The organism is Mycobacterium sp., from assembly GCF_035314665.1.
GTDB lineage: Bacteria > Actinomycetota > Actinomycetes > Mycobacteriales > Mycobacteriaceae > Mycobacterium.
Window position 1 is genome coordinate 1 of record NZ_DATFZD010000062.1, and the last position, 15,595, is coordinate 15,595.

The 15,595-nt window shown below is 65.5% G+C and carries 11 protein-coding genes and 1 pseudogene; 7 read left to right on the plus strand and 5 right to left on the minus strand.

All coding sequences use genetic code 11. The features are described from left to right. The 4 genes and pseudogenes from VKI00_RS04655 to VKI00_RS04670 form a co-directional block, all read left to right on the plus strand. Nucleotides 1-129, plus strand: a pseudogene (locus VKI00_RS04655) (ABC transporter permease); the annotation flags it as partial. Nucleotides 130-181: 52 nt separating this feature from the next. Continuing rightward, nucleotides 182-1,144, plus strand: coding sequence for an ABC transporter permease (locus VKI00_RS04660; RefSeq protein ID WP_324435812.1), 963 nt, complete (start codon nt 182-184; stop codon nt 1,142-1,144). Beyond that, nucleotides 1,141-2,988, plus strand: coding sequence for an ABC transporter ATP-binding protein (locus tag VKI00_RS04665; protein WP_324435813.1), 1,848 nt, complete (start codon nt 1,141-1,143; stop codon nt 2,986-2,988). The genes VKI00_RS04660 and VKI00_RS04665 overlap by 4 nt, the downstream gene beginning before the upstream one ends. Nucleotide 2,989: 1 nt before the next feature. Then, complete coding sequence (locus tag VKI00_RS04670; RefSeq protein ID WP_324435815.1) at nt 2,990-4,648, plus strand: ABC transporter family substrate-binding protein; 1,659 nt, start codon at nt 2,990-2,992, stop codon at nt 4,646-4,648. A gap of 102 nt (nt 4,649-4,750) precedes the next feature. Here the strand turns inward: VKI00_RS04670 and VKI00_RS04675 are convergent, their stop codons facing one another. Beyond that, entirely contained in the window at nt 4,751-7,366 is a 2,616-nt protein-coding gene (locus tag VKI00_RS04675) for an AAA family ATPase (protein ID WP_324435817.1), read from the minus strand. Then, on the minus strand, nt 7,363-8,514 hold the full coding sequence (locus VKI00_RS04680; protein WP_324435818.1) for an exonuclease SbcCD subunit D: 1,152 nt from the start codon (nt 8,512-8,514) through the stop codon (nt 7,363-7,365). The genes VKI00_RS04675 and VKI00_RS04680 overlap by 4 nt, the downstream gene beginning before the upstream one ends. A gap of 207 nt (nt 8,515-8,721) precedes the next feature. On the opposite strand from VKI00_RS04680, the gene VKI00_RS04685 reads away from it, so the two are divergent. Then, the gene (locus VKI00_RS04685) at nt 8,722-9,228 is read left to right on the plus strand and encodes a histidine phosphatase family protein (protein WP_324435820.1); all 507 of its coding nucleotides are present in this window, start codon (nt 8,722-8,724) and stop codon (nt 9,226-9,228) included. Between the two features lie 9 nt (nt 9,229-9,237). Here the strand turns inward: VKI00_RS04685 and VKI00_RS04690 are convergent, their stop codons facing one another. The 3 genes from VKI00_RS04690 to VKI00_RS04700 all read right to left on the minus strand — a co-directional run bounded on the left by VKI00_RS04690 (nt 9,238) and on the right by VKI00_RS04700 (nt 11,783). After that, nucleotides 9,238-9,690 carry a hypothetical protein gene (locus VKI00_RS04690; protein WP_324435822.1) on the minus strand — a complete coding sequence of 151 codons (453 nt, stop codon included), beginning with the start codon at nt 9,688-9,690 and terminating at the stop codon, nt 9,238-9,240. Nucleotides 9,691-10,680: 990 nt separating this feature from the next. Beyond that, on the minus strand, nt 10,681-11,172 hold the full coding sequence (locus VKI00_RS04695; protein ID WP_324435830.1) for a DUF3558 domain-containing protein: 492 nt from the start codon (nt 11,170-11,172) through the stop codon (nt 10,681-10,683). A gap of 62 nt (nt 11,173-11,234) precedes the next feature. Continuing rightward, nucleotides 11,235-11,783 carry a DUF3558 domain-containing protein gene (locus VKI00_RS04700; RefSeq protein ID WP_324435824.1) on the minus strand — a complete coding sequence of 183 codons (549 nt, stop codon included), beginning with the start codon at nt 11,781-11,783 and terminating at the stop codon, nt 11,235-11,237. A 136-nt stretch (nt 11,784-11,919) separates the two neighbouring features. Here VKI00_RS04700 and VKI00_RS04705 point away from each other — a divergent pair, with 136 nt between their 5' ends. Both VKI00_RS04705 and VKI00_RS04710 read left to right on the plus strand, forming a co-directional pair. Beyond that, nucleotides 11,920-13,674, plus strand: a complete 1,755-nt coding sequence (locus VKI00_RS04705; protein ID WP_324435826.1) for an ABC transporter ATP-binding protein — start codon at nt 11,920-11,922, stop codon at nt 13,672-13,674. Then, nucleotides 13,671-15,569 (plus strand): ABC transporter ATP-binding protein, encoded by a 1,899-nt coding sequence (locus VKI00_RS04710; protein WP_324435828.1) that lies wholly within the window; start codon nt 13,671-13,673, stop codon nt 15,567-15,569. The genes VKI00_RS04705 and VKI00_RS04710 overlap by 4 nt, the downstream gene beginning before the upstream one ends. The last annotated feature ends 26 nt before the right edge of the window (nt 15,570-15,595 follow it).

Consider the following 15,595-nt stretch of genomic DNA (forward strand, 5'->3'; position numbering starts at 1 on the left):
GCCATCACGAGTCAGGACACCCACGTCGTCGCGACGATCACGCTGTTTACCGGCGCGGCGCTGCTGTTCGCCGGGCTGTTGTCGGACATCATCTACGCGGTGCTGGACCCGAGGGTGCGGGTGTCATGACGCGCCGCGCTAGCGACGATGCAGAGCGCAGCGATGAGGAGGAGCGGCGCTGATGACCCGCCCCGCCGACGATGCGCTCATCACGCAAGAGAGCACCACGGACACCACCCCGTTGCGGGTGGGCATCAAGCCAGCCACCTTCACCTCGCGACGAAGCCTGGTCATACGGCGCTTCATCCGCAACAGGCCTGCCGTGGTGGCGTTGATTCTGTTGGTGGTGCTGTTCGTCGGCTGCTACGGGCTGCCGCCGCTACTCCCCTACGACTACAACGCCCTCGACTACCACGCGCTGCTGCAGCCACCATCAGTCAAGCACTGGTTCGGCACCAACGCGCTCGGCCAGGATCTGTTGGCCCGGACCCTGCGCGGCATGCAGAAGTCGATGCTGATCGGCTTTTGTGTGGCACTGATATCGACCAGCATCGCCGCCACCGTCGGGTCGATTGCCGGTTACTTCGGCGGCTGGCGTGACCGGGCGCTGATGTGGCTGGTGGATCTGCTGCTGGTGGTGCCCGGCTTCTTGATCATCGCGATCATCACTCCGCGCATCAAACAGTCAAGCAGCATGTTGTGGCTCATCATTCTGCTGGCCATATTCGGTTGGATGGTCAGCTCGCGGATGGTCCGCGGCCTGACACTGAGCCTGCGAGAACGCGAATTCGTCCGTGCGGCAAGATTTATGGGCGTCCCGAACCGACGCATCATCATGCGCCACATCCTGCCGAACGTCGCCTCGATCCTCATCATCGACGCCACCCTCAACGTCGGGTATGCCGTCCTGGCCGAAACCGGGCTGAGCTTCTTGGGATTCGGCATTCAGCCGCCGGATGTGTCGCTGGGCACGCTGATCGCCGACGGCACGCCGTCGACCACCACGTTCCCCTGGGTCTTCCTCTTCCCGGCCGGCGCTTTGGTGATGATCGTGTTGTGCGCCAACCTGACCGGCGACGGTTTGCGGGACGCGTTGGATCCGGGCAGCCGACCACCACGCCGCAAAAGGCGGCCCCGAAAGTGACAGCCCTGCTCGAGGTGGCGGACCTCAACGTCACCTTCGATACCGGAGACGTGCGCGTGTCCGCGGTGCGCGGCACGAGTTGCCACATCGACCCAGGCGAAGTGGTCGCCATCGTCGGCGAATCCGGTTCGGGCAAAACCACTGCCGCGATGGCCGTCGTCGGCTTGCTGCCCGAACACGCTGAAGTGTCGGGATCGGTTCGGCTACACGGCGAAGAGTTACTCGGGCTGTCCGACCAGGCGATGTCACGAATTCGCGGCAAGTCGATCGGCACCGTGTTTCAAGACCCGATGTCGGCGCTGACGCCGGTCTACACCGTCGGCGACCAGATCGCCGAAGCCATCCAAGTCCACAACCGCGGGGTCGGTCGAGCAGATGCTCGCAAGCGCGCCGTCGAACTGCTGGAGCTGGTCGGGATCGTGCAACCGGAAAGCCGCGCACGGGCTTTCCCGCACGAGCTGTCCGGCGGCGAGCGTCAGCGGGTGGTGATCGCGATCGCGATCGCCAACGATCCGGACCTGTTGATCTGTGACGAACCGACCACCGCGCTGGACGTCACCGTGCAGGAGCAAATCCTCGACGTGCTGCGAACCGCGCGCGACGTCACCGGCGCCGGTGTGCTGATCATTACCCACGACCTGGGTGTGGTGTCGGAGTTCGCGGACCGGGCGCTGGTCATGTACGCCGGGCGTCCGGTCGAGATCGCCGCTGTCGACGAGCTCTACTGTGACCGCCGGATGCCCTACACCGTCGGGTTGCTGGGTTCGGTGCCGCGACTGGACTCCCCGCAGGGCACCCGGCTGGTTCCGATCCCGGGCGCGCCGCCGACGATGACGTCGCTGCCCGATGCCTGTCAATTCGCGCCCCGCTGTCCGCTGGCGATCAGCGAATGCCGTTCGGCGGAGCCCGATCTCGTTGCCATCCGGGACGGTCACTCCGCGGCGTGCATCCGCACCGGCGACGTCGCGGGGCACAGCGCGGCCGACATCTATCACGTGTCAACGCAGCCGGTCGCGATCGACAACGTGGTCGCGGATCCGTCGGTGGTGCTGCAAGTCACCGACCTCGCCAAGACCTACCCACTGACCAAGGGTGTGGTTTTCCGCAGGCGGGTGGGTGAAGTCCGCGCGGTCGACGGCGTCAGCTTCACCCTGGAGCAGGGCCGCACGCTGGGCATCGTCGGCGAATCGGGTTCGGGCAAATCGACGACGTTGAGCCAGATTCTCGAGCTCGCCGCACCCCAGGCCGGTGCCATCGAGATTCTCGGCGAAGACGTCGCGGCCCTCGACCCGGCCGCCCGTCGCAAGCTGCGAACCGAATTGCAGGTGGTGTTTCAGGACCCGGTGGCGTCGCTGGACCCCCGGCTCCCGGTGTTCGACGTCATCGCTGAACCGTTGGTCACCAACGGGTTTGACCGGCATCGAAGCGAGGAACGGGTTGCCGAGCTGCTGGGAATCGTCGGGCTGAACCACGCCGACGCGAGCCGCTATCCCGCCGAGTTCTCCGGCGGGCAGAAGCAGCGGATCGGCATCGCGCGGGCGCTGGCGCTGCAGCCGAAGATCCTTGCGCTCGACGAGCCGGTGTCGGCGCTCGACGTATCGATTCAAGCGGGCATCATCAACCTGCTGCTGGACCTGCAGCGACGGTTTGGTCTGTCCTATCTCTTTGTGTCGCACGATCTTTCGGTGGTCAAGCATCTGGCCCACCGAGTGGCGGTGATGTACCGGGGAAAGATTGTGGAGCAGGGTGATGGCGAGCAGGTGTTCAGCAACCCGCAGCACGAGTACACCCGGCGCCTGTTGGCCGCGGTCCCGCGAGCCCATCCGGATGTTGGCGGTGGTTAGCATGATTCGCAGGCTTGCGCTGCTGGCGACGGTGATGATTTGTGTGATCGTCACGGGCTGCTCGGACGGCTACAAGGACGTCGTCGGACGGCGTGCCGTGAGCGTCGGCACGACCAGCGACATGAACCCTCAGGACCCGGCGACGCTGCGCGAGGGCGGCAACCTGCGGCTCACGATCGGCTCGTTTCCACCGAATTTCAATGTCTTGAACATCGACGGCAACACCGCCGACGTCGGTTCGGTTGTCACGCCGACACTGCCGGGCGCGTTCATCACCCAGGCCGACGGGTCGCTGAAGCTCAACACCGACTACTTCACCGCCGCCGAGCTGACCAGCGCCAGCCCGCAAGTCGTCACTCTCACGATCAACCCCAAAGCGGTGTGGAGCGACGGCACGCCGATCACCTGGGAAGACCTCAAGTCCGAGGTCAACGCGTGCAGCGGCCGCGACAAGCGCTACTTGATCGCCAGCCGGGCCGGGTTTGAACGTGTCAAGTCGGTGACCAGGGGCGTTGACGATCGTCAAGCGGTGATCACCTTCGCCCAGCCCTATGCGGAGTGGCGCGGGATGTTCGCCGGTGGCATGCAACCGCGCAGCATGACGGAGAACCCGGACGCCTTCAACAAAGAGCAACTCGATGCCCCCGGGCCGTCGGCGGGACCGTTCATCGTGTCGGGGATCAACCGCAGCGCGCAGCGAATTGTGTTGACCCGCAATCCCCGCTGGTGGGGCCGCAAGCCGCGGCTGAACTCGATCACCTTCCTGGTGCTCGACTCCTCCGCGGTCATCCCCGCCCTGCAGAACAACGCGATCGATGCTGCCGGCGTCGGCTCGCTCGACGATATGGTCACCGCCGAGCGCACCCCGGGCGTCGTGATCCGAAGCGCGCCGGCGCCGACCTGGTATCACATCACCTTCAACGGTGCGGCCGGCTCCATCCTGGCCGACGACAAGCTGCGGCTGGCGATTTGCCGCGGCATCGACCGCCAGGCGATTGTCAATGTCGTCCAGCACGGCCTGACCGAGCATCCGACGCCGCTGGACAACCACATTTACGTCGTCGGCCAGCTGGGCTACCAAAACAACAGTGCGCCAGCCGCTTACAACCCCGACCAGGCTCGCCGGGATTTGGACGCGCTGGGCTGGAAGCTCAACGGGGCGGTGCGGGAAAAGGATGGTAAACAGCTCGTCGTCCGCGACGTGCTTTACGACTCACCGGCAGCCCGGCAGATCGCCCTGGTCGCCCAACAGAACATGGCGCAGATCGGGGTCAAGCTAGTGCTTGATGTCAAGGCGGGCAACGGATTCTTCAATCAGTACGTGAGCGTCGGCGACTTCGACATCGTCCAATTCGGTTGGGTGGGTAACGCTTTCCCGCTCTCTGCGCTGCCGCAGATATACACCTCCGACGGTGAAGGGAACTTCGGCAAGATCGGGAACGCCAGCATCGACACCAAGATCGATCAGACGCTGTCCGAGCTGGACGAGAACGCGGCACGCTCGCTAGCGAACCAGGTCGACGCGATGATCTGGCGGGAAGGGTTCAACCTGCCGCTGTTCCAGTCGCCAGGCGACATCGCGGTGCGCACGGATCTGGCCAACTTCGGCGCACCCGGGCTAGCCGATATCGATTACACCGCGATCGGATTCATGCGGTGAGGATTTTGGGCGGTACCGCCCAGTAACAAGTCGGGCTGCTCGGGGGAGCTGCTTCGCTTACCCTTGCTCCCGCTGAAGCGCGCTCAGCGCAGCAAAGGATCGCTAGGCGCACAGCTCGATTCGTTGCGCGCCCTTGACGCCGTCGTACCGAGCGGGCATGCAGGTCAATATGATCACCTGTCCGCGCTCGCCTAAGGTGTCGAACACCTCGGCCATCTTCACCAAACGTTCCGGGTCGGTGAAGCCAAGCGCGTCGTCGATCAGAATCGGCACGGCGTCCTCTTTGGCGACCAGCGCTGCCCCAGCCAGCCGCGCCAGGATGCCGAGTTGCTCCTTGGCCCCGCCCGACAGTGATTCATAGGGAACGGTGCAACCGTCGAGAGTCCGGTTAAGGATGCACAGGTCGGTGTCGATATCGACTTCGAAACTAGGGCCGAAAACTGGTCGCCCGAGTCGCTGCAATTCAGCGCGGAACGGCTCGACGTAACGCAACCGTGTGGTGTCGCGGTGGCGGACCATCACCGACCGCAGCAACTCGACAGCGCGGGCTCGGCTTCCAACCCGAGCGTGCTCGCTTCGGGCGTGCTCGCAGGTGATCTCGGCGGCGTCGAGCATGCCCTTGCGGCCCTCGGAGCCGAAGACCGTTAGCTCGACACTGATCTCGCGCAGCGTGCTGGCGATCTCGTCATGGCGAGTTTGCAACGCGTGAGCCGCCGTGGTGGCATCGGCCAGTTCGGCGGCTACGGCATCAGGTGCGGCGGCGGCCAGGTGTTCTCTCAGCTCGGCGACCCGGGCTTCCGCCGTTTGCGCCTTCAGCAGGTCTGCGTCGGCGATAGCTTGGAGATTCTCGTCGGGGATGGTTGCGCGCTGCTGGGCCAGCCGATCAGCGATGCCAGCCAGCTCAGCACGCTGGGCGGCGAGTTTGCCGTTCGAAAGGGTTGCCTGCGTGGCTTTTTCAGTGAACTTGGCCGCCGCGGCAGCCGCGACCTTCCGGTGCGTCTCGAGGTCTGCCCCCGCTTTGACACGGGCCGTGTCGGCCTCTTCGAGCTCGGCGCGAGCGGCGGTGACGTCCATCGCGATGTCGTCGCCGTGCGTCTTGGCCCGCAATTCCGCCAGCCTTGAACGCAACTGCTCGGCCTCGTCGTCACCGCACAACGCGACCAGGGTGGCGGTCAAGCGGTCGCGGCCGCTCAGTAGCTCGCGGCGCCGCTGATCGGTAAGCCGCGCCGCTGCCACGTCGGCAACCTGCGCCGCCGCCAGCGCGGCGGCCAAGTCCTGTTGCGCCGCAGCGTATTCGGCTTGGATATCCAGTGCCGTCGCACCCGGAGTGAAGCGCGCGGTCAGCACACCTGGAACCTCGACGTCGGTGGTGCCACCCGCCGTCGTCGACCAGCTCTGACCTGCGGGCAGCGACACCCGCTGGTCACCAACGACCAGTTCGATGTCGGCGGCCGCAACGAATTCCACCGTCGCTGACACCAATGCGAGTTGGCTCTCGACCCGTTCGACGGTTGCGGCGCCTCGCTCGATCTGCTGAAAACAATTGTCGGTCAGCGCAATTGCCGACAGCTCGGTGCAGATCAAGTCACGGTCCCGCTGGGCGGCATCGATCTTGGCAAGCCGCGCTGCCAATCGGTCGGCCTCGCCGCGGCGGGCCAGCTCGTCGACAGTGCGCCGAGCGGTCTCGGCTCGCTGCTGGGCGACGGCGAGGAGCTGCTCGGCCTCGGTGACCACGGCGTCAGCCGCGACGGTGACTTCTTGTGCCGTCGCCTGCGCCTCGGCGGCTTGTTGGGCTTCGGCCTCCAGGGCCGCGACCGTGGCTGCGCGCGTGTCGGTTTCGGCCCGCAGCCGCTGCCGCTCGGTGTGCGCGCCTTGGGATGACGTACTGGTCGCGATCGCGGCAGCAGCGACCAACTCGGCTTCCTTCACCTGTTCGATGAGCAGCGCAATTTTGTCGGCGGCGGCTCGAGCGGCGCTCTGCCGGACGCCGGCCGCCTGCTGAAGCGGCGACAACTCGGCCAGCTCGGCGCTCAAGGCGGCGTGCCGATGTACGCGCTCGTCGACCTCGGCGACGGCCGCGGCGCATCGCTGGACTTCCTGCTCGGCGTCGCGCAGCGCGACGATGGCGGCAGACCATTCACCGGTGGCCCGGCCGGTCGGGGTGAAGTAGCGGCCGTACTCGGTGTCGATCCGTTCGATGAGCAGCGGCTCGGTGCCCGACAGCGCCGCGGTGTCCCCCGCCGCAACGTCGAGCGCGCGGGTCAGCGCGTCGCAACCCGAGAGGTTGACCGCCGCCGTCGACGCCGACTGCAATACCCGTTGGGCATGCCAGAGTTCGGTGTCGACGGTCTCGGCCAGCAGGGCCTGCACTCGGTCGTGCGCCTCGTCGCCGCTGTGCTGTTCGCGGCGTGGCTCCAGGACCGTCAGCTGCGTCTCACACTTCTTGTGGAAGCGCTTGCGATAGACGAAACGATAAGGGCCAGTACTGATCTCGGCGGTGACCTCGGACCCGACGTCGGCGTTGGTCGGCTTGACCTGCTTGACTTCTTTCTTCGTCGAGCGGTCCTTGGATTCCAGCAGCAGGTCCAGCGCCTCGATCATCGACGACTTGCCGATTTCGTTGGCGCCGGACACCACGACCACCCCTTGGTCGGGGAAGTCGATCTCACGGTGTTCGATGCCGCGGTAGTTCCTCAGGACCAGCCGGTGCAACTTCATGCCGCACCCCTGTCGGTCAGCCGCAGCAGCAGCGCCAGTGCCGCCTGCGCGTCGCTGGCGGTCTCGGCATCGCCGGTGCGCGCCGTCTCGACCAGTTCCTCGACCGCCGCCGCCGCGAAGCCGCCAATGCCGAGATCGGTGAACTCTCCGTCGGCCGGGATGACCGCCAGATCGCTGTGGCTGTCCCACACCCTCAACGACGCGAACAGCCGCGAGTACTTGTCCAGGCAGGCGTCCAGCGCGGCGCGGTCGGTGACCGTCAGCGAGCCAATCAGGGCCAGCCGCAACACCGTTCGGTCCTTGTCGGGCATCAGATCCAGGTTCAGATCCAAGTCGGCGATATCGCGACTGTCGTCCACCTGGCGGCGCAGGGTGACAAATCGCCAGCGGCCGACTTTGCGGGCGTCGACGGTGACCGGGCGCTGCGGATCCGTCTCGTCGAGGTCGACGACCAGCACATGTCCCGGATCGGGTTCGACGTCGTCGAAGTTGGTGACCTCCGGCGAGCCCGAGTACCACACCCGACCGGTGCTGCCGACTTCGGTCAACGAATGCTTGTCGCCAAGCGCCACATAGTGCAGCGCGCCGCGGGCTACCGCGTCCTCGAGGCCGGCCAAGCGGATCAGCGAGGGCTTCGTGGGATCGGGGTCGAGCACGTCGACGCCGCCATGGGCTACGAGCACCCGGGTGACCCCGTCGACCGGCACGCCGTCGAGCGCGTCGGCAACCAGGTCGGTCGTGGGCCGTTTGGATCGCCATGGCGCGGCGACGATCTGCAGGCCGGGCCTCACCTCGTGAATGCCGGGCCGATCGAGCACCGTCACGTTGGCGGGGCATTCGGCGGTGAACAATGCACTGGTGTAGACCGATGACGCGTCCAGCGGGTCGTGGTTGCCGGGCAGCAAGTAGACCGGAATCCCAATGGCGCGCATGGCTTCCAGCGACTGGCTGATCACCTGCGGCGCCAGCTGATTGTCTTCGAAGACGTCGCCGGCCACCACGACGAACTCGGCACCCACCTCGGCCGCCAGTGAACCCAGACCGGCCACCGCGTCGCGACGGGCCGCCGAATACCGCGGCTGCGCCTCGTCCCCGAGCCAGCGACGGGTCATGCCCAGTTGCCAGTCCGCGGTGTGCACGAATCGCATTGCGGTCCCGTCCCTTCTACTTCACGTCCGGCCGGTCTGCGACCGGGCAACGCGAGTTTAGGACTCGGCGCCGACAAGTCCGGGGACGTCGATCGGCAGGTCGAGAGGTGACCGGCGCGTGTCGCCTCATCTGCCACAGCAGCCCCTCGGAGAGGCGGCCCGTTGTGCCCGCGTCTGAGCGAAAGCGCTGCCGGTAACCTCGGTCGAGTGAGCGAGCAAATCCACACTCTGGTGCTGCTGCGGCATGCAAAGTCGGCGTATCCCGACGGGGTGGCCGACCACGATAGGCCACTTGCACCCCGCGGGCAGCGGGAAGCCGGGTTGGCCGGCGACTGGCTGCGGGCCAACCTACCGGCGATCGACGCGGTGCTTTGCTCGACGGCGACCCGCGCCCGCGAAACCTTGGCGCACACCGGCATCGACGCACCAGTTCGCTACGTGGACCGGCTTTACGATGCCGTCCCGGGAACCGTCATCGACGAGATCACTCACGTCGACGACGACGTCGCCGTCCTTCTCGTCGTCGCACATGAGCCGACGATGGGCCAGGTGGCGCTGGGTTTGGCCGGAACCGATAGCTCCAACACCGCTGCCGCCGAACGCATCTCGACAAAGTTCCCGACGTCGGCGATGGCGGTGTTTCGACTCACGAGCAGCTGGAAGGACCTCGAGCTCGGTTCCGCCGAGCTAGTCGATTTTCACGTGCCGCGTTAAGTGGGTCGCCTACTTCTTGCAGATCTCGACTGTGGCTTTGATCTTGTCGTCGAGGGCTTGCCGCAACTCATCCTGAGTAAACTCCGCCGCGCCGGCGAGATAACCGATGGCGAGCTCCTCAAGGTTGCTGGCCATCGCGTTGACCGATTTCGCCAGGTCGGGTGGGGTCGCAGGCTCTTGAGCGACGCGGTCTTTCAGATACGCGCCACCGCTGAAGAACGCCTGCCGCGCGGCAGTCGCCACCGAGAGCGCGCCGATCGGCCCCCCGTTGTCCGGGTTCTTCAGGCGAGAGTTTCTGACCACCGCTCGGTCGACCACCATGAACGTCTCGCAGGTGTGCTTTTTCGCGTCTTTGATTTGTTGGTCGGTGTACGTAGGCGCCGACGACGCGCTCTTGTGCGGGAAGAACCACCCCAGGACGGCCAAGCTCGTGGCGATGACGGCAAGCACCAGGGCCGCCACCGTGAGCCACCGCGACAGCTTCGACCCAGCTGGCGCGGAAGAGTCCTTGGCGTGTGACGTCGGCTCAGACGCGGCAGGCGACTCTACGGTGTCGGATTCGGGCGAAGTTTCAGTGGCGGATTCATCCGCGTGGGAGGTTGGCTCTGTGGAAGGCGTTTCAGACACTGGACGATGGTAGCGTCCGCACTTCGTCGCCGGTAGCTATTTGGGCGTCAAAAAAAGGCCATATCAATCGCTTTGCTGAACGCACCGTATCGCGGAGGAAAAGTCCCGCGCGCCGGTGGGTTTGGACCTCGCCGTCCACGTTGCTAGCTATCGAAGGATACGGTAAGCGATTTGGGCTTGGTCGAGATGGCTTGAAATAGCGCCACGCTGGCTAGGGCTCGTAAGTCCGGCGCAACATAGCGGTGAGCGATACATGCTACGCACGTCCGTTAAGCGCGTGGCAGGATGGCTCCCCAACTCATCCAAAAGTATTCTTAATGGAAAGCTTTGAGACCAGTGCTCCCAACGGCAAGGACCCCCGTGCGCCATGCGCGGAGGTTTTCCTTCCGCTCTCGTTTTCAGCGGACCTAGGTGCCGGGCCGCCCGGTTACGCCGTCCCCGCCTGTACTGCCATTACCGCCCTCGCCGCCGATTCCATGCCGGTTAGCGGCAAAGCCCTGACCGGTTTGTGTGCCGCTGCCGCCGCCGGTACCACCAGTCGCATTGGCGCTGGCTGTGTCCGTTGTAAGCGTTACCACCGGTACCACCCGGGCCGCCGTTACCTCCGACGCCACCCCGACCCTAATTGGGATCGGTGCCCGTCTCGTCAACGGCGGGCGATCATAGGGAACAAGATCACTAAGCGGACGTGCTATCCGGCGGGGTTGCCACGAAACGCATAGCTGACGATGGCCGACGGCAAAACCACCAGCCGCAACCTTCAGCTTGTCAAACTCCTATCGACCGCGCAACAGCAAACTACCGTGTTGAAGCATCTCGGCGAAATCAGGAGTTCGTCGAGAGCGTGAGCTCCATGAGCTTGATGGCCTGCGCGCATGCGTCGATACCGGGCGCCTGCGGGTTGACCCACCATCCGACCACACCGGCGGCGTCGCTGGCGACACCGCAGGCGCCGTTGGGGTCGTTCGTTCGCATCACGATCGACGTCACACCGGAGATCGCTCGGTTCTCGATCTTGTACTGCAGGAACTCGGCAACCTTGCGCTCGTTGTCGAGGCTGCCCTGCTCGAACCAGAACCGGGTGATGTCGATCAGGCCGCCGGGATTGGCCGCCTGCCAGCGGCATATCGCGCCGACAAACGTGCTCTGAATGTCTTGGGGATCGGCGCCCACGGTCTTGGCCAGGACGTCGGTGGTGAGTACCTCACATTCCTTTTGCAGGTTGGGGTACTGCTGCTCGGAATTGTTGTTGCGCGGTTCGTCGCCCATGCCCGCTTTTTGCGCAGTGCCGGCCACAGACCTGGTGCAGCCGGTCATTACGGACACCGCAGTGGCCGCGACGGCCACACCGACGAGGACCCGGTGACGCACGGTGGCACTCATTTCGAGTTCGCAATCGACTGGCGCGCAAGTTCTTTTGCGACGTTGCACGCATCGGGGAAGGGCTTCTGACTGAAGTTCACCGACCATTCGATGAAGTCGTCGCCGAACTGGATCCCGACCTCGCAGAGCGAGTCACCCAACGTCGGGTCGTTGCCGACGGCGACGAAGCCGCTGTGGCCGTTGATGTTGACGTCCTCCACACTCGACCGCGATAACTCCTCGGTCTTGCGTTCGCGGCCGATCGGGCTCCCGCGATACCAGGAGAAGGAGAAGTGCGGGCCGAGGATTCCGCCGCCGGCCAGCCACTGGCAGCCCACGGAATTCTTGGCGGTGTTGACCAGCCCGGTCACCTTCGTCAGGTCCGTCACCGTCTCGTCGCTGACGCCGCCGCATTGCGGGAACATCGGACCGTGATGCCCCTGGCCAGACGCCGGCCCAGATGACTCGGTCGACTTGGATTGGTCAGAGCCGGAATGGGAGCACGCGGCCACCACCGGAAGCAAAGTCGCTGTCGCCAGGGCCAGCGCCGCCACGTTACGCCGCACGGCTACGCGAACCTTCTGCTGATCACACGATGCACTGTAGCGGCAGCGCCTTTACGCAACCATCGCACACGCGGTGACCTGTACTTTCTTATCCACCAGCGGGCCTCGCCGCTGCGCGGTGTGCAACAGTAACCAGATGCTCCTGGCACTGCTGCGCCAGTACGTCCGGCCGTATCGACGGCTGGTCGCGGCGGTGATGACGCTGCAGTTGACCAGCACCCTGGCTTCGCTGTACCTGCCGACGGTGAACGCCACGATCATCGACGACGGCATCGCCAAGGGCGACACCGCCACCATCGTCCAGCTCGGCGGGGTGATGTTCGCGGTCACCGCGCTGCAGGTGGTGTGCTCGGTCGCCGCGGTCTACTTCGGCTCGCGGATCGGGATGGGGTTCGGCCGCGATCTCCGCTCGGCGATGTTCCATCAAGTCACCACGTTCTCCGAACACGAGACCGCTCGGTTCGGGGCGCCGACGTTGTTGATCCGCACCACCAACGACGTCCGTCAGATCCAATTCCTGGTCCAGATGACCTGCACGGTGCTGGTCACCGCTCCGATCATGTGCGTCGGCGGAATCTTCATGGCCATCCACCAGGACGCCGGGCTGTCGTGGCTGCTGCTGGTCAGCGTTCCGGTGTTGGTGGTGAGCAACTACTGGATAGTCGGGCATACGCTGCCGCTCTACCGCAGCATGCAGAGGCTGATCGACAACATCAACCGGGTAATGCGCGAGCAGCTGTCCGGTGTGCGTGTGATCCGGGCATTCGCCCGCGAACCCTTCGAACGTCAACGGTTCGGCGAGGCCAACATGGCACTGGCGAATACCACACTGGCCGCGGGCAATTGGCAGGCGTTGATGCTGCCGGTAACCACCTTGACCATCAACTGCTCCAGCGTCGCGCTGATCTGGTTCGGCGGTCTGCGCATCGACAGCGGTCGGATGCAAGTCGGCTCGCTGATCGCGTTTCTCGTGTACTTCGCGCAGATCCTGATGGCGGTGATGTTGGCGACGATGACCTTGATGGTGTTGCCGCGGGCCTCGGTGTGCGCGGAGCGGATCAACGAGGTGTTGTCGCTCACGCCGGCGGTCAGCAGTCCGGACGATCCGGTGCGGCCGGCCGCGGGTATGCGGGGCATCGTTCGACTCGACGGCGCGACATTCCGCTATCCCGGCGCGGATCGCGCCGTACTGCAGGATGTTTCGCTGACCGCACTACCCGGCACCACCACCGCTATCGTCGGCAGCACCGGTTCGGGGAAGTCGACGTTGGTGTCGCTGATCTGCCGGCTCTATGACGTGACATCCGGCGCCGTCCTCGTCGACGGCGTCGACGTGCGCGACCACGACATCGAAGAACTCTGGTCGGGCATCGGGCTGGTGCCGCAGCGCGGCTACCTGTTCTCCGGGACCGTCGCCGACAACCTCTGTATCGGCACCGCCCCAGGACAGAAAGTGACAGACGACGAGATGTGGGACGCGCTGCGGGTGGCGGCTGCCGACGAATTCGTGCGGGCACACGACGACGGGCTGCAGATGCGGGTCGCCCAAGGCGGTGTCAATTTCTCCGGCGGGCAGCGGCAGCGACTGGCCATCGCGCGGGCGGTGATCCGCCGCCCGGCGATCTACCTATTCGACGACGCGTTTTCCGCACTCGACGTGCACACCGATGTGCGGGTCCGCGCCGCGCTGGCCGAGATCTCCGCCGATGCGACGACGATCGTCGTCGCGCAACGGATCTCGACCGTAATCCAAGCTGACCAGGTGATCGTCGTCGACGACGGGCGGGTGGTCGGTGCCGGCACGCACGAGTCGCTGCTGGCGGACTGCCCCACCTATCGGGAATTCGCGGAGTCGCAGTCGCTGGACGCCGAAGTGGGAGGGCAGCGATGACAACCGCGACACGACGGACTCTCGAGCCCCCGAGTCAGCGGTCCCGCGACTTCACCGGGTCTGCCGTCCGGCTGGTGAAGCGCCTGGCGCCGCAACGGCGGACGGCAATCGCGGTGACGGTGTTGGGTATCGCCGGTACGGTGATCGGTGTCGCGGTTCCGCGCATCCTCGGCCATGCCACCGATCTGCTGTTCAGCGGCGTGATGGGCCGGCAGCTGCCCGCCGGCATCACCAAGGCCCAGGCCGTCGCGGCCGCACGGGACCGCGGCAACAACACCTTCGCCGACCTGCTCTCCGGGATGAACGTTGTCCCGGGCCGCGGTGTTGACTTCGGCGCGGTCGCCCGCACGCTGGGTCTGGCCCTCGTCATGTACCTGGTTGCAGCGCTGCTGGTTTGGGCACAGGCCCGGCTGCTCAACGTCACCGTGCGGCGGACTCTGCAGGCGCTGCGCGCCGACGTCGAGGAGAAGCTGCACCGGCTGCCGCTGGCCTACTTCGATTCCCGGCAGCGCGGCGAGGTGCTCAGCCGGATGACCAACGACATCGACAACCTTCAGACGTCACTGTCGATGACGATCACTCAACTACTGTCGGCGGTCCTGACGGTGGTGACGGTGTTGGCGATGATGCTGAGCATCTCGCCGTTGCTGACCGGGATCACGTTGCTGACCGTGCCGCTGGCGCTGGTGGCGACGCGGGCGATTGCCCAACGCTCGCAACGCCTGTTCGTTGCGCAGTGGACCAACACCGGCCGGCTCAACGCCCACATCGAAGAGACGTACAGCGGTTTCACCGTGGTCCGGACGTTCGGCCAGCGCGGCGCGGCCGAGGACGAGTTCCGTCGGCTCAACGACGATGTTTACCAAGCCAGTTTCGGCGCGCAGTTCATCTCCGGCTTGGTGGCGCCGGCGACTGGGTTCATCGGCAACCTCAGCTACGTCGCGGTGGCGGTGGTGGGCGGAGTGCAGGTGGCGACCGGACAGATCACGGTCGGCAGCATCCAGGCGTTCATCCAGTACGTCCGCCAGTTCAACGCGCCGATGAGCCAGGTGGCGTCGATGTACAACACCATGCAGTCCGGAGTGGCCAGTGCCGAGCGGGTTTTCGACCTGCTCGACGAACCCGAGGAATCACCGGACCGCGAATCACTACTGCCCTCACCCAACGGCGACGGACCATCCGGGCGGGTGGAATTCGACCACGTGAGCTTCGGCTATCGCCCCGGCAGCCCGGTGATCGACGACCTCTCCTTCACCGCCGAGCCCGGCAGCACGGTCGCGATCGTCGGACCGACCGGCGTGGGCAAGACCACGCTGGTGAACTTGCTGATGCGCTTCTACGACGTCGACTCCGGCCGGATTCTGGTCGACGACGTCGACATCACGACGATCAGCCGACAGTCGTTGCGATCCCGCATCGGCATGGTGCTGCAAGACACGTGGCTCTTCGGCGGAACCATCACCGAGAACATCGCCTACGGCCGACCCGACGCCAGCGACGACGACGTGATCGACGCGGCGAAGGCGGCGTACGTCGACCGGTTCGTGCACACGCTGCCCGACGGATACCAAACCCGGGTGAACGACGCCGGCAGCAACATCAGCGCCGGCGAGCGGCAGTTGATCACCATCGCACGGGCATTCCTGGCCCGGCCGCAACTTTTGATCCTCGACGAGGCGACCAGTTCGGTGGACACCCGCACCGAGCTGCTGATCGCGAAGGCCACCCACGAGCTTCGTCGTGATCGAACGAGTTTCCTTATCGCGCATCGCCTTTCGACGATCCGAGACGCCGACGTGATCCTGGTGATGGAGTCGGGCAAGATCGTCGAGCAGGGCAGCCACAGCGAGCTGCTGGCCCGGCGGGGTGCGTATTACGCGATGACGCAGGCCTAAAACCACCGGCCACACCAGCACCAGCA

Coding starts and splice junctions, on each gene's coding strand:
- VKI00_RS04675 (WP_324435817.1), bottom strand. CDS start 7,366: ATGAAGTTGCACCGGCTGGTCCTGAGGAACTACCGCGGCATCGAACAC.
- VKI00_RS04710 (WP_324435828.1), top strand. CDS start 13,671: ATGACAACCGCGACACGACGGACTCTCGAGCCCCCGAGTCAGCGGTCC.
- VKI00_RS04680 (WP_324435818.1), bottom strand. CDS start 8,514: ATGCGATTCGTGCACACCGCGGACTGGCAACTGGGCATGACCCGTCGC.
- VKI00_RS04660 (WP_324435812.1), top strand. CDS start 182: ATGACCCGCCCCGCCGACGATGCGCTCATCACGCAAGAGAGCACCACG.
- VKI00_RS04670 (WP_324435815.1), top strand. CDS start 2,990: ATGATTCGCAGGCTTGCGCTGCTGGCGACGGTGATGATTTGTGTGATC.
- VKI00_RS04705 (WP_324435826.1), top strand. CDS start 11,920: ATGCTCCTGGCACTGCTGCGCCAGTACGTCCGGCCGTATCGACGGCTG.
- VKI00_RS04695 (WP_324435830.1), bottom strand. CDS start 11,172: ATGACCGGCTGCACCAGGTCTGTGGCCGGCACTGCGCAAAAAGCGGGC.